Raw genomic sequence first — 22,965 nt, 5'->3', positions numbered from 1 at the left:
AAAGTTCAATTTCCCTTGCCGCCACGAAATAGAATTTCTCCGCCATCAGGTAATTAAGCCGTATCTAAAGGCCAAAGCGACGGCCTGCTGGCGGTTTTTGGCCTTCAGTTTGTCCTGAATTCCGTTCATGTACCAGTCGACGGTGTGGTTGGAGATGCTCAGCAACTTGCTGATCTCGATCGAGGTCATGCCGTCGGCGAGATAATGCAGGATCTCCAGTTCGCGCCGTGTCAGCGGCGTTTCCATCAGCGTCGGGCTGTCCAAAGCCTCCGCCTCGCCCCGCAATTCCAATAGCCGCCAGAAGGCCTTGTGCGTCACGGTGCAAAACAGCGAAAGTTCCACCGGAGACAGATCGACGGGCACGCCGCCGATGCTGAGGCTGCCGAGCAGACCGCTGCGGCCATGGACCGGAAGCACATAGCCATCGCTCAGTCCATGCTGGGCAGCATCGTTCATCATCTGCTCCATCCGGCGCTGATGCGGGTCTCGGCGATAGGCGGCGAGCGCTTCCTGCCAGCGGAAGGGGCGGCTCGTCTGTCCGAGATAACGAACGGTCGGATCGATCAGGAAATATTTCTTGGTTGCATAAACCTGCGTCCATTTCTCCGGCCAGTCGCCGGCGAGCACGGCGCCCCAGGGATCGACGCTGCGCTTCGGGTGACGCAGAAGAACGAAATATTCAAAGCCATAGGAATGCAGAACATTCTCAAGCTCCTCGACCACACGTTCGATCTTCTTGCATTCTTCGATAACGACAAGCAATTGAATCAACGAATGAATATTCACAAATGCCCCCTGCCCGAAAAGGGCGTGCGGTTGAGGGCCGTCGACCGGCAAAAAACGCAGCCGGCATCTCAACGGTCTTCGGTTTAATCATTTTAACCCGTATGCTTTATGGTGTGACGTATGACCTTCCAAATGCAAGTGAAAATTGTCACGACTGTTGTCCATTGAACAGTTTTCAACCGATGTCATCTCGTCGCACCCTGCTGTCACAATGTCGAAAAAAGCGGTGCGTGAACGCGGTGTTAATCGCCGGTTCAGGTAGATTTTAGTAGCGTCGCAGCATCCCGTTTTGCAGATGCACAAAAGAGGTACTGCTGTGTCGCTATTCAAGGTCTATGCAAGAGCTTTGCGCTACCTTGGCGCCTACAAGCTCCGCGTATCCCTGGTGGTCGTTGCCAACATTGTTCTGGCAGCCATTACCATCGCGGAACCAATCCTCTTCGGCCGCATTATCGATGCCATCTCCGGCAAGGGCGAAGTGAAGCCGATCCTGTTCATGTGGGCCGGTTTCGCCGTCTTCAACACCATCGCCTTCGTGCTTGTCGCCCGCGAGGCTGACAGGCTGGCGCATGGCCGGCGCGCCACGCTTCTGACCGAAGCCTTCGGCCGCATCATTTCCATGCCGCTCTCCTGGCATCATCAGCGTGGCACGTCCAACGCGCTGCATACGCTGCTGCGCGCCTGCGAGACGCTGTTCGGCCTCTGGCTCGAGTTCATGCGCAACCACCTTGCGACGGCTGTCGCGATCGGCCTGCTGATCCCGACCGCCATCTCGATGGACTATCGCCTGTCGATCGTTCTGTTGGTGCTCGGCGCAGCCTACTGGGCGATCGGCCGTGTTGTCATGAGCCGCACGAAGGATGGTCAGGCTTCGGTCGAAAACCACTACCACACCGTCTTTTCGCATGTCAGCGACTCGATCAGCAACGTTTCGGTGCTGCACAGCTACAACCGTATCGAAGCTGAAACCAAGGCTCTGAAGGGCTTTACCGATCGCCTGCTGCAGGCCCAGTATCCGGTTCTCGACTGGTGGGCTATTGCCGGCGCGCTGAACCGCATGGCTTCCACGATCGCCATGATGGTCATCCTCGTCATCGGCACGCTGCTGGTGCAGGCTGGCGAAATCAAGATCGGTGACGTCATTGCCTTCATCGGCTTTGCCAACCTGCTGATCTCGCGTCTCGACCAGATGCGCCAGTTCGCCACGCAGATCTTTGAAGCCCGCTCGAAGCTCGAAGACTTCTACGTCCTCGAAGACTCCGTTCGTGACCGTGAAGAGCCTGCCGGCAATGCCGACATCAAGGACGTCAAGGGCGAAGTCGAATTCCGCGACGTCTCCTTCGGCTTCGGCAACTCGTCGCAGGGTCTGCACAACGTCAACTTCAAGGCCAAGGCCGGCCAGACGATCGCGATCGTCGGCCCGACCGGCGCCGGCAAGACGACGCTCGTCAACCTGCTGCAGCGCGTCTACGACCCCGACAGCGGCCAGATCCTCGTCGATGGCCATGACATCACCAAGGTGACCCGCAAGTCACTGCGCCGCTTCATCGCAACCGTGTTCCAGGATGCCGGTCTGCTGAACCGTTCGATCAGTGACAACATCCGCCTCGGCCGCGAGGGCGCCAGTGAAGAAGAAATGCGCCAGGCAGCGGAAGCTGCTGCAGCTGCCGACTTCATCGAGACGCGCGAAGACCAGTACGACACGCATGTCGGCGAGCGCGGCAACCGTCTCTCCGGTGGTGAGCGTCAGCGTATCGCGATCGCCCGCGCCATCCTGAAGGACGCGCCGATCCTCGTGCTCGACGAGGCGACCAGCGCGCTCGACGTCGAAACCGAAAACCGCGTGAAGGCCGCCATCGACAACCTGCGCCAGAACCGCACCACCTTCATCATCGCCCACCGTCTGTCGACGGTCCGCGAGGCCGACAAGGTGCTGTTCCTCGACAATGGCCGGATCGTCGAGCAGGGTAGCTTCGACGAGCTCAGCCAGAGCAACGGCCGCTTCGCCGCCCTGCTCCGCGCCAGCGGCATCCTGACGGACGACGAAGTCCGCAAGGCACACGCCACCGAAGCTGCTTAAGGCGAGAGCCGCAACGAAATGCCAAAGGCCGGAAGGATCACCTTCCGGCCTTTTCTTTTGCGCTCTGGTTTGTGTGCTTCTTGGCCTAAGGCTCGCTTCCAATACCACTGCTTCGCCGTCAACGGGGTGATTACGCGATCTAGCACTCTGAGCAGTTCGCAAGAGCTAGCTCAGTGCCTCACATGACCGGCCGGCGACCACAGGCATCACGCAAGCGATGCCAGGCACTCCCAATGCTTCAATCGCATGGTGAAAGCCGCTAGCATCGGCTCCGCGCATTTGGCGCCGGAGGAAACAGCTTGGCCGTTCGCCGCATCATCACCAACATCGCCGCCGGTGACCTGTCGCTGGCGCAGCGCTTCTACGGCGACATCCTGGGGCTCGATCTGCTGATGGATCACGGCTGGATCGTCACCTACGGCAATGCCACTGCCATGCAGGTGCAGGTCAGCATCGCCAGCGAGGGCGGCTCCGGTACCGAAGTGCCCGATCTCTCCATCGAGGTGGATGATGTCGAGGCCGTGCTTGAAGACATCAGGAAGGCAGACTTCGAGATCGTCTATGGCCCCGCCGACGAGCCGTGGGGCGTCCGCCGCTTCTATGTCCGCGATCCCTTCGGCCGCCTCATCAACATTCTCGAGCATAAAAAATAGCCGGCGGAGAGAGCCCCGCCGGCCATTAGCATCACATCGATCCCTACAGCTTATTTCCGGCGATCGCCGACCCGGATGGCGACCGGCACCGCCGTGCGCGCCATCACCGGCTTGACCTTCGCATCCAGGCGCTTGCGCTCCAGATGGTAGGCATAGGCGAACTGGGCCGAGAGACCGGCGATCACGAACATCGGGCCGATGAACTGGTCGCGATTGGTGACGTATAGCAGAACCTGACCCGCCATGGCGAGGATCGTGCCGGCAACGAAGATGTTCAGCGAGTGGCGGCCAAGGATCGTCAGCGGATGATCAGCCGGACGGCGCAGCAGATGCGACAGGGCCGGGATGTTGATGACCAGATAGGTCAGCGCCAGCACATGCAGCAGACGCGGCAGCGACAGGAAGGTCTTGTCGAAGCCGGTGAGGACCGCAGGCAGGCCAAGCGCCGCCAGCGCATTACCGAGATCCCAGAGATGACCGACGACCCAGGCAAACGACAGCGCCACATAGCCCGACGCCAGCATGAACAGCACAGGATGGCGCGGCAACCTTCCGCCACGCTTCACATGCATCATGCCGACGATGCCGATCGTGAAGATGAACTGCCACGACAGCGGGTTCAGGAACCAGTAGTCGGCAATGATCATGTTATGCGGCGCAATCTGGTAGATGCCCGAGACGAACCATACGGTGCCCGAGACGGTGAGCGCCAGCAGAGGATGCCAGGAGTTCAGCAGCAGGATGATCGGCACCATCAGCATCAACGCGCCATACATCGGCAGGATGTTGTTGTAGCCAATCTGGTGGCCAAGCAGCAGCAGCGCCGGAATGCCTTCCTTCAGATTGGTCAGCACCGCCAGGATATTGATCTCCACCAGCAGCCCCGGCCTATGGAACAGCCAGGCGCCGCAGATGAAAAGCGCCAGCGTGATGAAGGTGGTGATCATATGGGCGAGATAGAGCGTAAAGGCACGCTTCACGGCCTTCTTCGCCATCTCCAGCCTGCGGCCGAACTTGAAGCCCGATCCATAGGCGAGGCCGACGGCGATACCCGAGATCAGCACGAAGGCTTCGGCAGCGTCGGAGAAGCCGAAATTCTTCGTCGTCACATACTCGAAAATCTGCCCGGGGACGTGATTGATGAAGATCGTGATGAGGGCCAGCCCGCGCAATACATCCAGTCTTGTATCGCGTTGCGGCCGGGCCGCGGACGGTGACACGCGCTCAGCGCCGATCGTCTTTTCCGGCGTAGTCGCCATGAATGTCTCTCCTGGTTCCGATTTGCAAACGCAGTTGCGGCCAAAAGGTTTCCCTTTTGGCCGCAACGAATCGCCGGAGTGTGAGCTTGAGGAATGCTGCTATCCGACCGGATATCCCTCAGAGGGATTGGCGATGTCGTTGCCGTTGATAGCCAGACTGTAGCCGCCGGGTTGGGACGATTTTGAGACCGAAATGCGGTATTTCACGCCGGAATGTTCGACCTCTGCAGAGAAGCCATCCCAGCTGCTCGGCAGTGCCGGACGAACGAACAGACGCCCATCCTTAAGCCGGATTCCGAGGATGCCTTCGACGGCGGCGCGATAGAGCCAGCCGGCCGATCCCGTATACCAGGTCCAGCCGCCGCGTCCCTTGAGAGCGCCTTCGCCATAGACGTCGGCAGCGATCGTATAGGGCTCGACGCGATAGTGCTCGGCAGAACTCTTGTCGCGCGAATGCGTGATCGGGTTGAGCAGATCGAAGCAGGCCAGCGCATCGTCGCCGCGGTTCATCTCTGCCAGCGCCATGACCACCCAGGTCGCAGCATGCGTGTACTGGCCGCCGTTCTCGCGAACACCCGGAGGATAGGCCTTGATATAGCCCGGATCCTTGGCCGAGGTCGCGAAAGGCGGGGTGAACAGCCGGATGATGCGCGTGTCGCGATCGACGAGACGGCTCAGAACCGCATCCATCGCCGTTTTGGCATGATCAGGATTGCCTTCGCCCGAGAGCACGCTCCACGACTGCGCAATCGAATCGATCTGGCATTCCAGGCTTTCCTTCGAGCCCAGCAGGCTGCCGTCGTCGAACGTGCCGCGGCGATAGTAGCCGCCATCCCAGCCAGCGCTTTCGAGAGCCGTCTTCAGCTCGCCGAGATGCTTGGTCCAGCGCTCGACGCGCGCCTTGTCGCCGCGTTCTTCGGCGTAAGGCGTGAAGGAGCGAAGCGCACCGGCGAGGAACCAGCCGAGCCAGACGCTCGTGCCCTGTCCATGGATGCCGACGCGGTTCATGCCGTCGTTCCAGTCGCCACCGAGGATCAGCGGCATGCCGTTCGAGCCGGTCCGCTTGATCGCCAGATCGAGGGCGAGAGCGGCATGTTCGTAGATGCTCGCCTTGTCCTCGGAAATCTCGGGCTTGTAGAACGAGTCGTGCTGTCCTTCGAGCAGCGCCGGACCCTCGAGGAACGGCAGTTGCTCGTCGAGCACGGTCTTGTCGCCGGTGACGCTGCAATAGTGGTGGATACCGTAAGCAAGCCAGACGACGTCATCCGAGATCAGCGTGCGGACGCCCGCCCCCGTTCCCGGCAGCCACCAATGCTGGACGTCACCTTCACGGAACTGCCGCGAGGCGGCGTTGACGATCTGGTTGCGGGCCAGCGAAGGCTCTTGCAGCACGAAAGCCAGGGTATCCTGCAGCTGGTCGCGGAAGCCGAAGGCACCACTTGCCTGATAGAAGGCCGAACGCGCCATGATACGGCAGCCGAGGCTCTGATAAGGCAGCCAGGCGTTGATGAGATTGTTCATGCCCTGGTCGGGAGTCGTAATCTGCACCTTGCCGGTAAAGCCCTGCCAGAAGTCGCGGTTTGCCTGAACGGCATCCTCGATGCTGGCCGAACGGATCTCCTTGGCAAGCGCTGCCGCCTCATCCCTGGACGCGGTATCGCCCATGAAGAAGGTGACGTCGCGTGCTTCACCCGGTGCCAGCGTGATGTCGATTGCCAGCACAGCGGCCGGATCGCCATCGAGCTCGGTCGAACCGGAGAGCGGCATGGAAGGCTTCAGCGCCTGCGGTGCCTGGATCGTACCGGCCTTGCCGATGAACTCGCGCCGGCTGGTGCCGAAGCTCGACGGCTTCTCGCTGGCGGCGAAGAAGGCTACCCGGTTCGAGAAGTCGATGCTGTACTGGTTGCCGGCAAACAGCGTTCCGGTTTCCTCATCCGCCGAAGACAGGATGAAGGGAACGGTGCGCTGCGGATTGTTGCCGAGCACCCACTCGACATAGCCGTAGAGCCTGAGCTTGCGGGCGCCGGTGCCGTTGTTGCGCAGGCGAACGCGCTGCATCTTCACCGGCTTTTCGCGATGGACGGTCTGGGTAACCTCCATGGCGATATCGTTCTGCTCGCTGGAGAAGACCGAGTAGCCGAGACCATGACGGGTTTCGAAACGAGCATCGGCACGCTGCGACAGACCGGCATAAGGCGTCAGGATGTCATTATTGTCGAGATCGGCGACATAGATCGCTTCGCCCGAACGGTTGACGACGGCGTCGTTCGACCAGCTGGTCAGCTGATAGTCGCGCGAGTTGACCGACCAGGTGAAGCCTGCGCCTTCGGCCGAAACGTGGAAGCCGAACTTGTCGTTCGAGATCACGTTGATCCACGGCTGCGGCGTTGCCGTGCCGCCGGCGAGGCGAACGACATACTCGCGGCCGTCGCGGGCAAAGCCGCCAAAGCCGTTCCAGAAGTCGAGGTCGCCCTGCTCTTCGATTTCAGCAGGCACGGGCCGCGGCTTGATGACCGGCGCGATACGCTTCGTTGCCGTCATCTTGCTGCGCTCGGCAGCCTTCTGCATCTCTTCCTGCTCTTCCTTGGAGGGCGAGCGGAGCGCGATGGCGCGGTTGATCTGATCGAGTACCTTGCCGTTCTTCGCATGGAAGGTGACGCGGGCAGCGGCCATCAGCGCGTGATAGGTCGTTTCCTCCATCAGATCCTTGCGCACGGCAAAGATATGCTGGCGCAGACCGTCGGCCTGGCCCATGCGGCGGACGTTTTCGCACATCTGGTCGACAGCGTGCTGCATGTCCTGGGCATAGGAGGAGGCGCGCTCGTTCATGATCACGAGATCGGCGGTGACGCCGCGCGAACGCAGATATTCCTGCGCCAGCAGCGCTTCGCGAACGATGTCGAGATCCATATCGTCGTTGATGCGCAGCATGAAGATCGGGAAGTCGCCTGAAATCGCCAGCGGCCAGAGCGACGACTGCGAGGCCATGCCGGCCTGAACCGAGGCGTCGGAGCGCATATCCATATCCGGATAGACGAGATGACGGCCAAGATGCTGGAAGGCGGCAGCCTGCTGCGAGGTGACGCCGACATGGCGCATCTGCACCTGCGTGCGCGTCCATGCCTGCACCAGCTCGTGCTGGAAGGCATCGGCGTGACGATAGCGCTCGACGGCCTTGTCCACGTCGTCGCGGCTCGGCGCAGCGATGGTCCAGAAGATCACGATAACCTTCTTGCCGGCCGGCACGCGAACCGTGCGGCGCAACGACAGGATCGGATCGAGCGTGAAGCCTTCGCTGCCGGACAGCGTCGCGCCCGGATCGAATGCAGCCGCATCGGCAAGGCTGCGGCCACGGCCGAGGAACTTGCGACGATCGGTTTCGAATTCGGTCTGGCGCTGCGGACCGGCGCTGTCGACGATCAGATGCGCGATGCTCATGTTCGCTTCATTCGGATCGCGCTTGTTGCGCTCGGCGCGGATGACGTCGCCGCGCTTGCCGAAATCGGTTTTCACGAACATGCGGGCGAAGGCCGGATGGGCGTTGTCCGTATCATCGGTGGTGATCACCGGCTCCATATAGGAGGTGACCTCGATGAACCGGTCTTCGGTGCCCATGTTGAGCAGCGTCAGACGGCGGCCTTCGGCATCGTGCTCGGTGGCGACGATGCATTCGACTTCGCTCGTCAGATCGCCGACGATCTTGGTGAACTCCGCCTTTTCATCGGCGAAGAGTACATTGACCTTTTCGCCTTCGACGCTCTTCGGCTCCGCGGTCGCCGACCACCATTCGTTAGTGGCGGTATCGCGCAGGAAGATGAAGCTGCCCCAACGGTCTTCGGTCGGATCGGGCTTCCAGCGGGTCACGGACTGGCCGTTCCAGCGGGCATAGCCGGCGCCGGTCGCCGTCAGCATCATCGAATAGTGGCCGTTCGACAGGAACACCAGTTCGCGGTCGCGCGACAGCGGATCCGCGATCTTGCGCAGTTCCGGGCGCAGCAGGTCGTCCTGGATGCTGGCAGGCGTATCCGACTCGTGCTTGCCGCTCATCACCGGAATGTCGCGCGGCGCCTTTTCCTGCAGCAGCAGTTCGGCGGCCTCGATCACCGGATCGGAGTGGAAGAGCTCGCGCAGGTGGCCGTTGAAGGCGACGTTGGCAACTGCCGCAATCGACATGCCATGGTGGTGGGCATAGTAGTTATAGACCACCGCGCACTTCTTGCCTTCCGGAACGCGGGTCGGCGTGAAGTCGACAGCGTCATGGAAGCCGTACTTGCCGAGCGCGCCGAGACCACGCAGGCGCTCGAGATTTTCGAGGGCTGCCTTCGGATCATACTGGCTAGCCAGGATCGATGCGTAAGGCGCGATGACGGCGTTGTGGCCGAGACCACGCTTCAGACCGAGCGTCGGTACACCGAAATTGGTGTACTGGTAGTTCATGTTATGGTCGCGGGCATTGAATGCCGCTTCCGAAATACCCCACGGAACGCCCAGCTTGCGGCCGTAATTCATCTGCTCGACGATGACGAGATTGTTGGTCTGGTTGAGAATACCGCCACCGCGCTCCTGCATGACGAGCGGTGGCATCAGGTATTCGAACATCGAGCCGGACCAGGAGACCAGCGCGCCGCGCGAACCCACCGGAACGACCTGACGTCCCAGGCGGTACCAGTGCTCCGTCGGCAGGTCGCCCTTGGCGATACCGAAGAGCGAAGTCAGGCGGCATTCCGATGCCAGGAGGTCGTAGCAGGCCTGGTCGAGCTCGCCGCTTTCGACGCGGTAGCCGATCGACAGAAGACGGCGCTCCGGACGGAACAGGAACGAGAAGTCCATCGAGAAAGCAAGGTCGCGAGCCTTGTCGCGGAGAGCGATCAGGCGCGGACGCAGCGGATCGATATTCGAAAGATCGTAGGTGCTGTCGGAAATATGCGCTTCGCAGACCTTCACCAGCTGCTCGGCCCAGCGGGTCAGCTCGCCGCTCAGCGATGATTTGACTTCGTGGTCGAGGTTGGCGGCGAGCTTCTGGATATCGCGTGCGAGAACCGCAAGGTTGATGACGCGGATCGAGGCAAACTCATGCTCGCGCTTGACGGCGGCAAGGGCGTTCTGGAAGCCGATGATGCGCTCTTCCAGACGACGGCGCAGCGGACGCACGGTCTTGCGATCGTCAGGCAAATCGGCCAGCACTTCGCCGAGAATGCCGGCGGTATCGCCGACGCCATCGAGATTGCCCTGCATATGTGCCGACGGCGCTTCCGCCCAGTTGCGGCAGGCGGATGAGACGGCAATCAGGTGACCGGCAAGGTTACCGCTATCGACGGCCGAGACGTAGCGCGGGCCAAGCGTCTGCAGCGTATCGGTGTGATACCAGTTGTAGAGGTGACCACGGTACTTCTCCATCTTGTCGATGGTGGCGATCGTCTTCTCCAGCCGGTCAATCGTCTCCTCGAAGGAGAACCAGCCGAACTGGCGGCCTGAGACGACCGAGAGAAGATAGACGCCGATATTGGTCGGCGACGTACGGGTCGCGACGATCACATGCGGCGTTTCCTGCACGTTGTCGGGCGGCAGATGGTTCTGCTCGGCCGTCGTGAACGTGTCGAAATAGCGCCAGGTGCGGCGGGCGATCTTGCGGAGCTCGATCGAGTCCTTCTCGGCCACTTCGAGCCGGTCTTCGGTCTCCGCCGACTGGCTCACATAATAGGCAACGAGCGGCGAGAGGATCCAGAGAACGGCGAAGGGAATGCCGACGAGGAAGGCGCTGTCGCCCGACAGTGCGGCGAAGGCGAGGGCGAGCACGGCCAGAACCGGAGCATGCCACATCGCCTTGTAGTAGGAGCTGATCGTGCCCTGCTTGCCAGCCTGAACGCTGGCGGCGGTGCGCCATTGCAGCATCAGCTTGTGGCTGACGAACAGGCGGTAGAGCGAACGGCCAATGGCATCGGCCATCATGCAGGCGGTATCGGCGATAAAGACAATACGCAGCGCGACCTGGGCGTTGGCAGCCCGGATATCCGACCAGACAGTGTAAAGATGAGCGCGCGCGACGATATCGCTGGTGCGCGGAATGATGCCGTTGATGAGCGACAGGGTCGGCGCAACGAAAAGGCAGAAGATCAGCAGGATCTGCCAGACGAGCGCGCCGAGCGGGCCCATGAAATACCAGCCGAGAACCGATGCGAAGAACCAAGCGATCGGCGTCAGCGAGCGGCGCAGGTTGTCGAACATCTTCCAGCGGCCGAGCGCGGTGACGCCGTATTTCGGATTGAACATGTAAGGCAGCAGCTGCCAGTCGCCGCGCGCCCAGCGGTGCTGACGCGAGGTTTCGACTTCGTAGCGGATCGGGAAGTCTTCAACGAGTTCCAGATCGGTGACGAGCGCGCAGCGCGCCATGGAGCCTTCGAGAAGGTCGTGGCTGAGAACCGAGTTCTCGTCGATACGGCCCTTCAGCGACGCCTCGAAGGCATCGACGTGATAGAGACCCTTGCCCGTGAACGTGCCTTCGCCTGCGAGGTCCTGATAGACGTCGGAAACCGTGAAGACATAGGGGTCGAGACCGCGGTTGATCGAGAAGACGCGCTGGAAGACCGAGGCATCCTTGCCCGTCGTCAGCGACGGCGTGACGCGCGGCTGCAGAACGCCGTAGCCGCTTTCGACGCGGCCGGTCTTCGGGTTGAGAACTGGACGGTTGATCGGATGGTAGAGCTTGCCGACGAGCTTGGTGACCGCATCGCGCATCAGGCGCGTGTCGGCATCGAGCGTCATGACATACTGGACGTTTTCAGGAACGATGTTGGCGCCCGGCAGATAGGTCGTATCGCTGTCGCCGCGCAGCAGCATGTTCAGCTCATGCAGCTTGCCGCGCTTGCGCTCCCAGCCCATCCATGCGCCTTCGGCCGGATTGTAGAGGCGGCGGCGGTGCAGCAGGTAGAAGCGCGTCTTGCCATCGAAGGCGTAGCGGGCCGAGAGGTTCGCAATCTCGCGGCGGGCATAGTCCAGCACTTCGAGATCGTTGGCGGTTTCCTCGACCTGGCTGTCCGGCCAGTCGCTGAGCAGCGAATAATAGATCTCACCGCGCGGGTTCGCGAGGTAGTGGACCTCGAGGTTGCGGACGAGCTCATCGACGCTGTCGCGGTTGGAAATCAGGCAGGGAACGACAACGAGCGTGCGCGCGTCTTCTGGAATGCCTTCCTTGAACTCGTAGCCGACGAGACGCGACGGCGTCACGAAGAAGGATAGCACGGTATTGAAAAGACCCGTCGCCCCTTCCGAAGCTGGCAGCGAAAACATGATCAGGAGAACGATGATCTCCGCCGGGCTCATACCGGCATTCGCCATGAACTTGCCGACGATGACCATCGCCAGGATCGTCAAAAGCGCCACGGGCACGGCGATCGACAGCCAGTTGAACTTGCGGACAGTGCGGACGAAATGCTGGACGAGCGTCGGGCGGTAATTGGCCCGCGCCTCGAACTTCGGCCGATGCATGCCGGCCAGGAACCCGCCGACATTCGGCTCATGCGGTTGCGGCTCGTCGGAAGCCTTGGCCTCCGCCGTCATGTCGAGAGCCAGCTGCGCCACTTCCATTTCGGTCAGCGGCGAGCGCTTGGCGAGCTTTTCGATCTGCTTTCGATACTTGTTGCGCGAGCCGGAATCGAGAATGCCGTAATCCGACTTGTCCCAGAGCAGCTTGTCGACATGGCTGACCTGCTCGACCCAGACGGACCATTCGGTATCGTCGATCTCGCGCAGGCTGCGGATGATGTTGCCCATCGTCACGTTGCCGGAGGACAGGCGGCTGTGCTCCGCCATCGTCGCTTCTTCGGTATCGCGGCCAAGCGAGGCAAGGCGGTCGTCCAGCCAGGCAATCGCCAGGCTTGAGGATTGCGAGCCGTCACGCATGCGGTAGAGGAACTGCGTCGAGAAGGTATTGTCCTCGGCCAGCGTCTCCAGCGACTTCAGATATTCGGCAGCCTTGGCCGGATCGGCGAGACGCACGAGCTCGTCGGCAGCCTCGTTGGCGCGGCGGCGCATGCGCCGGCTGCGCTCGACGCGGCTCGAGATGCGGCGGAGGTTTTCGACCAGCACGTAGCGCACCAGCGACGGCACCGCCCAGAGCTCGCCGATCTTTAGCGTCTCGACCTGCTGGAACCCATCGACCAGCGCCGTCAGGCTTTCCTGCGAGACCGTGCTGTGGGTGTGAGCGACATAGAGCCAGGCGAGCACGAGCGTGCGCGGCACCTGCGTGCCGCCGACATTGACGGTCGGCAGTTCGCGGTAGAAACGGCGCGGAAAGTCGCGGCGGACTTCCTGGATCGCCTCTTCGACGATGTAGTGGTTATCCAGCAGCCATTCGGCGGCGGGCGTGATCGTCTCGCCCGATTCCACATCCGCAGCCGTCGTCCGGTAGACCCGCAGGATCTCCTTCTCGTTCTCCTTGTGCCGCGCGAAGAAGTCGAAAGGCGCGAAGGCAGGAAGCGAATCCGCCCCGCTGCGGGCGACTGCTTCGCCCATCGCCTTGATGTCTTCGATGGAGAGGTAAGTCGAACGGATCGAGTCGTTATGATCGATCTGCTTCACTTCGGAATCGCGCGACGGGCTCGGAGACGGATTGGAAATTGACATGGGTTCGGTTCTGGATCCAAACGAAGTTATGGTAATTTTGGCTAGCCTTTTGCACCGGCAAATATGACTGCCGCATGAACGGCAAGGCACTGTTGCGCAAAGATACTAGGGCAGCCGATTTTTCGGTACGAAACGGTTTAAGTCTCGCTTTCGCGTGCAACCGTGACGGTCATGGCGGTGCATGTTGTCCCTCCCGCAAAGCCATTTCGTCAAAGTTGGACACCAACCTGATAATTCAAGTCAAGAGCGAAGAATTGGCGTCGGCGACATGAAAAATCCGGCGCCGCCCGGGCACCGGATTTCATCGCCGATAAGGATGGCCTGTCGCGCCTCAGCGGCGCATCAGGCGCATGAAAAGCGAAACGACGAAGAGCACCAGGAACAGGAAGAACAACACCTGCGCAATGGAAGCCGAAGCACCGGCAATACCGCCGAAGCCGAGCAGGCCGGCGATCAGGGCGACGACGAGAAATACGAGAGCGTAATAAAGCATGCCCATCTCCTTTGGTTTGCTGCGGGATAAACGAGCGCAGAGGATCAAGGTTCCATGCTGGTCAATAAAATCTTTTGGGATCAACGAGTTGCAAAAGAAAAGGCGCATGGTCATCATCCATGCGCCCTTGCAGCGGCGGTAAGGCGCAACCCGCGCCCGCGCCTACTTTGCGATGATCGCCTTGAGCATCCAAAGAGCCTTCTCGTGAAAGGTCAGGCGATCGGTCAGCATATCCGTCGTCACCAAGTCGCCGTTCTCATCGGCAGAAGTACCGGCTTCGCGCATGGCGCGGCAGGCCGCCTCGTGATCGGCAATCAGATCGAGCACCATGTCTTCGGCCGTCAGCTGGCTGAAATCGCGGTTCGACGGAGCAAACTTGGCGGCGTCGCCGATATGAGCGGGCGCCAGATGGCCAAGCGCGCGGATGCGTTCGGCGACAATATCTGTCGCCTCGAAGAGCGTGTTGTAGTGCTCTTCGGTCAACTCGTGCAGCGGCTTGAACAGCGGGCCGACGACATTCCAGTGATAGATGTGGCTCTTGATGACCAGATGATAGGTGCTGGCCAGGATCGCCGACAGGCTGTTGGCCATGTCGGCGCAATATTTGTCGGACAGTCCGGTCTTGACCGAGACGTCGCGTGATTTCGGCTTTAGTACGGCGGTATTTGCCATCGTCCTCTACTCCTAACTGGGAACGCTAGACCGCGTGGCACAGGTAGAGAAGGATGATGACTGGGATCGGAATTGCCGATGAGCCAGAGCAACACGCCCTTCACGCCCATTCTCCTTGCGCTGAATGCGTTACTGGAGAATGCCGCGAATGGCACATTGTTCCGAAGGAAAAGGCACCGGCCAGCGCCGGTGCGCCAGATCAGCCGATCAGGCCGAATACGAGTGCAGCAACGAATGCGAAAGCTGCCGCCAGCAATGCTGCATTGATGCCCAGCTGCAGTTTGCCGCGCATGGAGAGCGGCTTCTTTGCCGGCACGGAACCATAATGGTTCGCGTGAGTATGCGATATACCCAGGTCTGCCATGTGTTGCCTCCGTCTGTTCTCTTTGATGCGGGCGTCATGCCTCACATCTTTATTCTTATATTCCCTATCAGGTAGGTAGAGATAAAATTCCTTCCAGAGGCAGCCGGGTAGAAAATCTCACCGGTGCCGGAAGAAAGCTCAGCAGAGAGTGCGCCAGGCCCAGATCAACGACCGTTCGATCGCGTTTTCCTCACGCTGTGCAGCAGCGGAGATATCGATGAGGCGGCGGTCCTTTTCGGCGGGAATGCTAACGACTGGTGGTTCGGCGCGCTCGGCTTTTGCGGCCGGCGGCTCGAGATATCCCATGGTCATGCCACCGAGAAAGAACATCCCTTACCTCCATGATCACGAAAACTAACAATCGTTAACGGGATCATGACAGATGGGACGGGCCTGTCAATAGTCTAGTCGAATGGTCGTCTTTTAACGCTACGTTAACCTTAATAGGTGCGTCGAGGCAGCCTTTTCAAATGCTTGAAAAGGCTGCGCTTCAGGCTTTGACGAAACCCTTGCTCGCGACCATCAGATTGCGGGTGTATTCTTCCTGGACATCGGCCCGGGCGAGCTCAGCCGAGCTCAACCGCTCGACAACGGCACCGCCGCGCATCACGGCGAGGCGCTCGCACATATGAGTGACGACGCCGAGATCGTGGCTCACCATCACGAATGTCAGCTTGCGGTCGCGGCGGATCTGCTCCAGCAGATTGAGCACTTCGGCCTGCACCGAAGCATCGAGCGCCGAGGTCGGCTCATCCAGCAGCAGCACCGAAGGTTCGACGATCAGCGCCCGGGCGATCGCCACGCGCTGTCGCTGGCCGCCGGAAAGCTGATGCGGATAGCGGAAGCGGAAACCGTTTCCGAGGCCGACTTCATCGAGCGCCTGCTCGATACGCCTCTCGCTGTCGCCGATGCCGTGGATGGCGAGCGGCTCGAGCAGCAGTCGGTCGATCGTCTGGCGCGGGTGAAGCGAGCCGTAGGGGTCCTGAAACACCATCTGGACGCTGCGATAGAAAGCCTTGCTGCGTTTTGCGCCCTGCAGCGCCTCGCCGTGAATGCGGATGGTGCCGGAACTGACGGGCGCGAGCCCTGCAACGGCGCGCAACAGGGTCGACTTGCCGGATCCGGATTCACCGACCAGCCCGAAGGATTCGCCGGTGGCCACCTCGATGCTGACATCCTTCAGCGCATGGAAATCGTCATAGACGACGCCGAGTTTTTCGACGGAAAGTGCAGCACTCATGCGGCCCACTCCGGCTTGCGGTCGAGAACCGGCAGCGGATGGCGGTCCTCGCCGATCTGCGGCATGCAGCTCAGCAGACCCTGCGTATAGGGATGCTGCGCGTTCTTCAGTTCCGACGCCTTCAACTCCTCGACGATCTTGCCCGCATACATGACGATGACGCGGTCGCAGAAGGAGGAGACGAGGCGCAGGTCATGCGACACGAAGATCAGGCCCATGCCGCGCTCGGAGACGAGCTTGTCCATGATCTTCAGCACGTCGAGCTGAACGGTGACGTCGAGCGCCGAGGTCGGCTCGTCTGCGATCAACAGTTCGGGTCCGGCGATCAGCATCATGGCGATCATCGCGCGCTGGCCCATGCCGCCCGAGACTTCGTGCGGATAAAGATCGAAGACGCGCTTGGGATCGCGGATCTGCACCGCCTCCAGCATGGCGAGCGCCCGCTCCTTGGCTTCCGAGCGCCCGACCTTCTCATGGGTCTGAAGCGTCTCGCAGATTTGCCGGCCGATCGACATGACCGGATCGAGCGAATATTTCGGATCCTGCAAAACCATGGCAATACGCTTGCCGCGCAGCAGGCGCCGCTGCTTGGGCGAAGCGGTCAGCAGATCGATGCCGTTGAAGTTGAGCGTGTCGGCGCTGACGATGGCGTGTTTCGGTGTCAGCCCCATGATCGCCCGGCCCGTCTGCGACTTGCCGGAACCGGATTCGCCGACGATGCCGAGACGTTCCTTGCCGAGCGTGAAGGATACGCCGCGCACGGCCTCGATCACGCCGGTGCGGGTCGGATAGCTGACGCGCAGGTTCTTGACGTCGAGAAGTTCGGTCATTGGCCGCTCTCCTTCGGATCGAGCGCATCGCGCAGGCCGTCGCCGAGCAGGTTGAAGCCGAGGCTGACGATCAGGATGGCGATCCCAGGCATGGCTGCGACCCACCACTGGTCGAGAATGAAGCGGCGTCCCGAGGCGATCATCGCGCCCCATTCCGGCAGCGGCGGCTGGGCGCCGAGCCCGAGGAAGCCGAGACCGGCAGCCGTCAGGATGATGCCGGCCATATCGAGCGTCACGCGCACGATCAGCGATGAAATGCAGAGCGGCATGACATGGCGGATGACGATGCGGATAGGCGAGGCGCCCATCAGCTTCACCGCCGAGATGTAGTCCGACCGCCGCACTGTCAGCGTTTCAGCCCGAGCGATACGGGCATAGGGCGGCCAGGAGGTGATGGCGATTGCGATGACGGCGTTCTGAATACCGGGCCCGAGTGCTGCGACGAAAGCAAGCGCCAGAACCAGCTTCGGGAAGGCCAGAAAAATATCGGTGATGCGCATCAGCGTCGCATCGACCCAGCCGCCGGCATAACCGGAGACCGTGCCGACGATCAGCCCGATCGGCGCGGAGATGATGGCGACGAGAACGACGACGAAGAGTGTGAGCCGCGAGCCATAGATCAGACGCGAATAGATATCGCGTCCCTGATCGTCGGTGCCGAGCAGATAGCCTTCGCTGCCGGGCGGCAGCAGCCGCGCATTCTTGAGATCGCCGATAACGGGCGAATGCGTTGCCAGCAGATCGGCAAAGGCGGCCACGAACAGCAGGGCGATGATGATCGCCAGGCCGACGACGGCAAGCCTGTTTGCCGTAAACTGCCGCCAGGTAACATAGGCGCGCCCGAGACGTGCCTGCATGCGCGATTGCGGGCGATCGGAAAGCAGCCATTCGCGGCGGCTCAGGGGACGTGTCTGGTTGACCGGAACCGTCATCGGCTTCGCGTCCTTGGATCGAGTGTCCGGTAGAGAAGGTCGGACAGAAGGTTGATGCCGATGAAGACCGTGCCGATGACGATCGTGCCGCCAAGTACGGCGTTCATATCGGCGCTCTGCAGCGAATTGGTGATGTAGAGGCCGATGCCGGGCCAGGAGAACACCGTCTCCGTCAGCACCGAGCCCTCCAGCAAGCCGGCATAGGAAAGCGCGATCACGGTCACCAGCGGCACAGCGGCATTGCGCAGCGCATGGCCCCATATCACCCGCGTTTCCGACAGGCCCTTGGCGCGCGCTGCGACGATATATTCCTGGCTGAGCTCGTTCAGCATGAAGCTGCGGGTCATGCGGCTGATATAAGCAAGCGAGAAATATCCGAGCAGCGATGCCGGCAGGATGATGTGGCGGAAGACATCATAGAAGACGTCCCACTGCCCCTGCCAGGCGCTGTCGAGCAGATAGAAGCCGGTGATCGGCGTGAACGTATATTCGAAGACGATATCGATACGGCCCGGGAAGGCCACCCATCGCAGCTTCGCATAGAAGATGACCAGCGAAATCAGCGCCAGCCAGAAGATCGGCACCGAATAGCCGACGAGGCCGATGACACGCACCACCTGGTCGGCGAGGCTACCGCGGCGGACGGCGGCGAGAACGCCGAGCGGAATACCGATGACGGCGCCGATGATCGTGCCGCAGGTGGCGAGCTCGATCGTCGCCGGGAAGGCGCGGCGGATATCGGTCATCACGGGGTTTGTGGTCAGGACCGAATTGCCGAAATCGCCCGACAGGATGCCCTTGAGATAGATGTAGAACTGCTCGTAGAGCGGCAGGTCGAAGCCCATTTCGCGGCGCACGCGCTCGACGACATGGGTTGGCGCCCGGTCGCCGAGAATGGCGAGAACCGGATCGATCGGCACCACGCGGCCGATGAAAAAGGTGACGGCCAGCAGGCCGAGATAGGTGGTCACCGCAGCGATCAGGAAACGCCCGATCGCCTTGGCAAGCGGAATGGCACGGCCCTTCGCGGGCCGCGCCTCCGTCTTGGTTTCGGTAATGCTCAACGAACCAATCCTACCGGACTATTCCTTGGCAATCGGACCGACATAGTTGGTGTCGAAGCTCGGGCCGAGTTTGAAGTCCTTCAGGCTCTTGCGATAGCCGGCCACTTCGATCTGCTGGAAGATGAAGACGAAGGGGCTGTTTTCCAGGTACTTCTTCTGAATGTCCTGGTACATGGCAGCGCGCTTGGCGCCGTCACGCTCAAGCAGAGCGGCCTTGGCTTCCTTGTCGAGCTCGGGCGCCTCGAACGTGTTGCGCCAGGCGAGCGTCTTGTTGGTGCCGGCGTCGGAATTATCCGGGTTCGCCGTGAAGGTATCGGCATTGGAGTTCGGGTCGAAATAGTCCGAGCCCCACTGGCCGATATACATGTCGTGCGTGCGGGCGCGATATTTGGTCAGCGTCTGCTTGCCGTCGCCCGGGATGATCTCCAGCTTCACGCCGGCCTGCGCCAGCGTCTGCTGCATGGATTCGGCAATGCCGGTGACCGGCTGCGTGTTGCGCACATCCATGGTGACGGAGAAGCCGTCCTTCAGGCCTGCCTTGGCAAGCAGTTCCTTCGCCTTGGCGACGTCGAGCTTGAAGGGGTTCTCGTCGAGAGCGCCGAGCTGGCCCTTCGGCAGGAAGGTCTGGTGGACTTCGCCGATGCCCTTGATCAGCGTCGCGCCAATCGCGTCGTAATCGACGAGATATTTGAAGGCCTGCTGAACTTCAGGCTTCTTCAGGTTCTCGTTCTTCAGGTTGAGACTGACGTAATAGATCGTGCTCTTCGGTGCGTCGGTCGTTGCCAGATCGGCATTCTTCGACACGGCATCGAGATCGCCCGGCTCAAGGTTGCGGGCGATATCGATATCGCCGGCCTCAAGCGCCAGACGCTGCGCCGAGCTTTCCTTCATGTAGCGGTAGATGACACGGTTCAGCTTCGGCTTGTCGCCGTAATAGTTGTCGTTGCGCTCCATGACGACGACTTCGTTGGCGCGCCATTCGCGCAGCTTGAAGGCGCCCGAGCCGGCATAGCCGGTCTTCAGCCATTCGTTGCCGAAGTCGTTGTCATACTTGTGGTCCGCGTCGACGGTCACCGGCTTCACATGATCCAGGACCAGCTTCTTGTCGACGACCGAGGCGACGGTCGCCGTCAGGCAGTTCAGCACGAAGCTTGGCGCGTAGGGCTTGTCGACGGTGAAGACGAAGGTGTTCGGGTCGGCAGCCTTTGCCTTTTCGGTGACGTTGTCGCCGGTCAGGCCGAACTGGGTCAGAATGAAGGCCGGGCTCTTGTCGAGCTTGACGGCGCGTTCGAACGACCAGGCAACGTCTTCGGCGGTGACGGGATTGCCGGAAGCGAACTTCAGGCCCGGCTTCAGCTTGAACGTATAGGTCAGGCCGTCGTCGGAAACGGTCCAGCTTTCGGCGAGATCGCCCTTCACCTTCGAGGTGTCGGCCATGTCGAGGCGAACCAGCAGGCTGTAAGTGTTGCTGGTCACTTCTGCCGTCGAGAGCTCGAATGCTTCGCCCGGATCCATGGTGATGATGTCGTCGATGGCGAAGCCTTCGACCAGCGTATCCTTCGGCGTTTCAGCGAAGGCTGCGGGTGCGGCCATCATGAGAAGCGAGAGTGCGGCACCGGCGGAAAGTGCGCGGAAGCTGCGGTTGATTTTGGTAATCATCATTGGTTCTGTTCCCCTGTTTTTGATTGATTACAAAGCAGTTTTCAGGCCTTAGACGTCCTTCTCCCTCCACGCCGAAGCCAGGATTCTCAGCCAGTTCTCGCTGGCAAGTTTTTTGAGATCGCTTTCACCATATCCACTGTCCCGGAGAGCGGCAATCAGCTTCTGGTTGCCAGCAGCATCGCCGATTTCGTCGGGAATCGTCGCCCCGTCGAAGTCGGATCCGAGCGCGACGCAATCGATGCCGACGCGGTCCACGAGGTGGTTGACGTGGCGGATCATGTCGGAAAGCGGCGTCTCGCCATCCGAGCGGCCGTCGGCGCGCAGCATCGCCGTCGCATAGTTCAGGCCGACCAGCCCGTTGCATTCCTTGATCGCATCGAGCTGCTTGTCGGTGAGGTTTCGCGCCACCGGCGTCAGCGCATGGGCGTTGGAATGGGTGGCGACCAGAGGCTGATCGCTGGTCTTGGCGACATCCCAGAAGCCCTTTTCGGTGATGTGCGACAGGTCGATCATGATGCCGAGACGATTGCACTCGCGCACAAGCTCGAAACCGGCATCCGTCAGGCCGGGAGCGGTATCCGGGTTTTTCGGAAATGCGAAGGGGACGCCATGCCCGAAGACATTGTGGCGGCTCCAGACAGGCCCAAGCGAGCGCAGACCCGCAGCATGGAAAACCTCGAGCGCCGCCAGGTCAGCACCGATCGCCTCGCAGCCTTCCATATGCATGACGGCGGCAAAGATGCCCTCTGCCATCGCCTTGCGGATATCCTTGACACTTCGGCACAGCCGCCATGCGCCGGCCGTATCCAGGCGAAGCGCGATTGCCGCCATCTCGGTGGCAATGCCAAGCGAGGGAAGACGGTCGAGCGGTGCGGCAAGCGGCGTCTCGTAGTGGCCGTTCTCGTCAGGGTCGGCGAAGACGAGATCGCCGGAGGGAATGTAGATGGCGCAGAGACCGCCGGCGAGGCCGCCCTGACGCGCGCGCGGCGCATCGATATGGCCTTGCGTCGTTCCGTTCAGAAATTCGGCAACCGGATCGGCGCCATCCCTTTCATGTGTCCAAAGCCTGAGGAGAACGTCGTTGTGGCCATCGAATACGAGCTGCATCTGTCTTCCTGCTCTACCCTTCCGGGCAAATATCAAGCGACAACAATAGAAAGGCTGGAAAAATAGACCAGCCCCTTTTTTAGAAATTTGCGGCACTGCCGAAAGAAGCCGCAAACATGAAAACGGGGCCCTGAGGCCCCGTCATTTTTTCATGTTTCAGTGCTTGGCGCGTTTCTTCTGCCTGTAGACGTCGACGACGACGGCAGCGACGATGATCACGCCCTTGACGATCTCCTGATAGTAGGCGTCCACCCTGAGGAAGGTGAAGCCCGAGGTCATCACACCCAGGATGATCGTGCCGATCACAGTACCGGTGATGCGTCCGACGCCACCCGTTAGCGACGTGCCGCCGATGACAGCCGCAGCGATCGCATCAAGTTCATACATCACACCCATGCCTGCCTGCGCCGTCTGTGCGCGGGCTGCGGTGACGACACCTGCGAGACCGGCGAGCAGACCGGCGATCGCATAGACCTTGATGAGGTGCGCCTCGATATTGATACCCGAGACACGCGCCGCCTGCATGTTGGCGCCGATCGCATAGGTGAACTTGCCATAGCGGGTGTAGCGCAGGGCGATGTGGAAGATCAGCGCGACGACGAGGAAGACGATGACAGGCCAGATGCCGGTGCCGATGAAATTGAACTGGTCGGTCAGGCCGGAAACCGGCTGCCCCTTGGTGTACCACTTCGAAATACCGCGCGCCGAGACCATCATGCCGAGCGTGGCGATGAAGGGCGGAATCTTCGTCTTGGCGATCAGCTGGCCGTTGATATAGCCGGCCAGAAGGCCGATCAGCAGGCCGATGCCAATCGGCACGAAGAACGGCATGTCGGTCAGACCAGGATAGAGCGCGCGCGGCCAGGTGGAGGCCTGGGCAAAACTCGCCGCGATCATCGCCGTCATGCCGACCACCGAACCCGACGAGAGATCAATACCGCCGGTGATGATGACCTGCGTCACGCCCACCGAGATGATGCCGATGACCGACACCTGCAGGATCATGATCGTCAAGCGCTGCGGGTTCATCAGGAAGCTCTGTCCGATGAAGATCCAGCCGAGGATTTCATAGACGAGCGCGATGCCGATCAGCACCAGGAAGATGCTGAGTTCCGGCGGTATCCGGCGGCGGCGTGCCCGTGTCACGAGCGGGGCCTGGCCCTCGGCTGCCTCTGTGTTCATGTCAAACCTCCCTTGATGG

General features: G+C 61.1%; 16 protein-coding genes. 2 read left to right on the top strand and 14 right to left on the bottom strand.

Going from position 1 to position 22,965, the window contains the following annotated elements:
• Window positions 1–45 precede the first annotated feature (45 nt).
• Window positions 46–786 carry a LuxR family transcriptional regulator gene (locus ACQZ5H_RS20395; protein ID WP_112718209.1) on the bottom strand — a complete coding sequence of 247 codons (741 nt, stop codon included), beginning with the start codon at window positions 784–786 and terminating at the stop codon, window positions 46–48.
• Window positions 787–1,102: 316 nt separating this feature from the next.
• On the opposite strand from ACQZ5H_RS20395, the gene ACQZ5H_RS20390 reads away from it, so the two are divergent.
• Together ACQZ5H_RS20390 and ACQZ5H_RS20385 are read left to right on the top strand one after the other, a co-directional pair.
• Window positions 1,103–2,866: a glucan ABC transporter ATP-binding protein/ permease gene (locus ACQZ5H_RS20390; protein ID WP_130283081.1), complete on the top strand. Its 1,764-nt coding sequence runs from the start codon at window positions 1,103–1,105 to the stop codon at window positions 2,864–2,866.
• A gap of 299 nt (window positions 2,867–3,165) precedes the next feature.
• Complete coding sequence (locus ACQZ5H_RS20385) at window positions 3,166–3,519, top strand: VOC family protein (protein ID WP_449098885.1); 354 nt, start codon at window positions 3,166–3,168, stop codon at window positions 3,517–3,519.
• A gap of 50 nt (window positions 3,520–3,569) precedes the next feature.
• Here ACQZ5H_RS20385 and ACQZ5H_RS20380 read toward each other — a convergent pair whose 3' ends face one another.
• The 13 genes from ACQZ5H_RS20380 to ACQZ5H_RS20320 all read right to left on the bottom strand — a co-directional run bounded on the left by ACQZ5H_RS20380 (window position 3,570) and on the right by ACQZ5H_RS20320 (window position 22,946).
• Window positions 3,570–4,778: an OpgC family protein gene (locus ACQZ5H_RS20380; RefSeq protein ID WP_449098884.1), complete on the bottom strand. Its 1,209-nt coding sequence runs from the start codon at window positions 4,776–4,778 to the stop codon at window positions 3,570–3,572.
• 99 nt (window positions 4,779–4,877) lie between these two features.
• Window positions 4,878–13,400: a GH36-type glycosyl hydrolase domain-containing protein gene (locus ACQZ5H_RS20375; protein WP_449098883.1), complete on the bottom strand. Its 8,523-nt coding sequence runs from the start codon at window positions 13,398–13,400 to the stop codon at window positions 4,878–4,880.
• Between the two features lie 331 nt (window positions 13,401–13,731).
• Window positions 13,732–13,893 (bottom strand): DUF1328 domain-containing protein, encoded by a 162-nt coding sequence (locus ACQZ5H_RS20370; protein WP_112386069.1) that lies wholly within the window; start codon window positions 13,891–13,893, stop codon window positions 13,732–13,734.
• A 162-nt stretch (window positions 13,894–14,055) separates the two neighbouring features.
• Window positions 14,056–14,565 (bottom strand): Dps family protein, encoded by a 510-nt coding sequence (locus ACQZ5H_RS20365; protein ID WP_130283073.1) that lies wholly within the window; start codon window positions 14,563–14,565, stop codon window positions 14,056–14,058.
• Window positions 14,566–14,764: 199 nt separating this feature from the next.
• Window positions 14,765–14,929 (bottom strand): hypothetical protein, encoded by a 165-nt coding sequence (locus ACQZ5H_RS20360; RefSeq protein ID WP_165402741.1) that lies wholly within the window; start codon window positions 14,927–14,929, stop codon window positions 14,765–14,767.
• Between the two features lie 138 nt (window positions 14,930–15,067).
• Complete coding sequence (locus ACQZ5H_RS20355; RefSeq protein WP_112718195.1) at window positions 15,068–15,259, bottom strand: hypothetical protein; 192 nt, start codon at window positions 15,257–15,259, stop codon at window positions 15,068–15,070.
• 160 nt (window positions 15,260–15,419) lie between these two features.
• Window positions 15,420–16,169, bottom strand: a complete 750-nt coding sequence (locus ACQZ5H_RS20350; protein WP_449098882.1) for an ABC transporter ATP-binding protein — start codon at window positions 16,167–16,169, stop codon at window positions 15,420–15,422.
• The gene (locus tag ACQZ5H_RS20345; RefSeq protein ID WP_449098881.1) at window positions 16,166–16,999 is read right to left on the bottom strand and encodes an ABC transporter ATP-binding protein; all 834 of its coding nucleotides are present in this window, start codon (window positions 16,997–16,999) and stop codon (window positions 16,166–16,168) included. The genes ACQZ5H_RS20350 and ACQZ5H_RS20345 overlap by 4 nt, the downstream gene beginning before the upstream one ends.
• Window positions 16,996–17,931 (bottom strand): ABC transporter permease, encoded by a 936-nt coding sequence (locus ACQZ5H_RS20340; protein ID WP_449098880.1) that lies wholly within the window; start codon window positions 17,929–17,931, stop codon window positions 16,996–16,998. Before ACQZ5H_RS20340 ends, ACQZ5H_RS20345 begins: the two co-directional genes overlap by 4 nt.
• Window positions 17,928–18,995: an ABC transporter permease gene (locus ACQZ5H_RS20335; RefSeq protein ID WP_199627985.1), complete on the bottom strand. Its 1,068-nt coding sequence runs from the start codon at window positions 18,993–18,995 to the stop codon at window positions 17,928–17,930. The genes ACQZ5H_RS20340 and ACQZ5H_RS20335 overlap by 4 nt, the downstream gene beginning before the upstream one ends.
• Before the next feature lie 18 nt (window positions 18,996–19,013).
• Complete coding sequence (locus tag ACQZ5H_RS20330) at window positions 19,014–20,657, bottom strand: ABC transporter substrate-binding protein (protein WP_130283063.1); 1,644 nt, start codon at window positions 20,655–20,657, stop codon at window positions 19,014–19,016.
• Window positions 20,658–20,705: 48 nt separating this feature from the next.
• Complete coding sequence (locus ACQZ5H_RS20325; RefSeq protein WP_449098879.1) at window positions 20,706–21,764, bottom strand: dipeptidase; 1,059 nt, start codon at window positions 21,762–21,764, stop codon at window positions 20,706–20,708.
• Between the two features lie 156 nt (window positions 21,765–21,920).
• Window positions 21,921–22,946 carry an ABC transporter permease gene (locus tag ACQZ5H_RS20320; protein ID WP_112718181.1) on the bottom strand — a complete coding sequence of 342 codons (1,026 nt, stop codon included), beginning with the start codon at window positions 22,944–22,946 and terminating at the stop codon, window positions 21,921–21,923.
• Window positions 22,947–22,965 lie beyond the last annotated feature (19 nt).

The sequence above is a fragment of the Rhizobium sp. 21-4511-3d genome, from assembly GCF_053522545.1.
Note: the sequence above shows the minus strand (reverse complement) of the source record. Positions and strands in the feature narration are given on the sequence as shown.

What these genes read in the sequence shown, in the direction of transcription:
- ACQZ5H_RS20380 (WP_449098884.1), bottom strand. Translation starts at nt 4,778, where the DNA reads ATGGCGACTACGCCGGAAAAGACGATCGGCGCTGAGCGCGTGTCACCG.
- ACQZ5H_RS20375 (WP_449098883.1), bottom strand. Translation starts at nt 13,400, where the DNA reads ATGTCAATTTCCAATCCGTCTCCGAGCCCGTCGCGCGATTCCGAAGTG.
- ACQZ5H_RS20370 (WP_112386069.1), bottom strand. Translation starts at nt 13,893, where the DNA reads ATGCTTTATTACGCTCTCGTATTTCTCGTCGTCGCCCTGATCGCCGGC.
- ACQZ5H_RS20365 (WP_130283073.1), bottom strand. Translation starts at nt 14,565, where the DNA reads ATGGCAAATACCGCCGTACTAAAGCCGAAATCACGCGACGTCTCGGTC.
- ACQZ5H_RS20360 (WP_165402741.1), bottom strand. Translation starts at nt 14,929, where the DNA reads ATGGCAGACCTGGGTATATCGCATACTCACGCGAACCATTATGGTTCC.
- ACQZ5H_RS20355 (WP_112718195.1), bottom strand. Translation starts at nt 15,259, where the DNA reads ATGTTCTTTCTCGGTGGCATGACCATGGGATATCTCGAGCCGCCGGCC.
- ACQZ5H_RS20350 (WP_449098882.1), bottom strand. Translation starts at nt 16,169, where the DNA reads ATGAGTGCTGCACTTTCCGTCGAAAAACTCGGCGTCGTCTATGACGAT.
- ACQZ5H_RS20345 (WP_449098881.1), bottom strand. Translation starts at nt 16,999, where the DNA reads ATGACCGAACTTCTCGACGTCAAGAACCTGCGCGTCAGCTATCCGACC.
- ACQZ5H_RS20340 (WP_449098880.1), bottom strand. Translation starts at nt 17,931, where the DNA reads ATGACGGTTCCGGTCAACCAGACACGTCCCCTGAGCCGCCGCGAATGG.
- ACQZ5H_RS20330 (WP_130283063.1), bottom strand. Translation starts at nt 20,657, where the DNA reads ATGATGATTACCAAAATCAACCGCAGCTTCCGCGCACTTTCCGCCGGT.
- ACQZ5H_RS20325 (WP_449098879.1), bottom strand. Translation starts at nt 21,764, where the DNA reads ATGCAGCTCGTATTCGATGGCCACAACGACGTTCTCCTCAGGCTTTGG.
- ACQZ5H_RS20320 (WP_112718181.1), bottom strand. Translation starts at nt 22,946, where the DNA reads ATGAACACAGAGGCAGCCGAGGGCCAGGCCCCGCTCGTGACACGGGCA.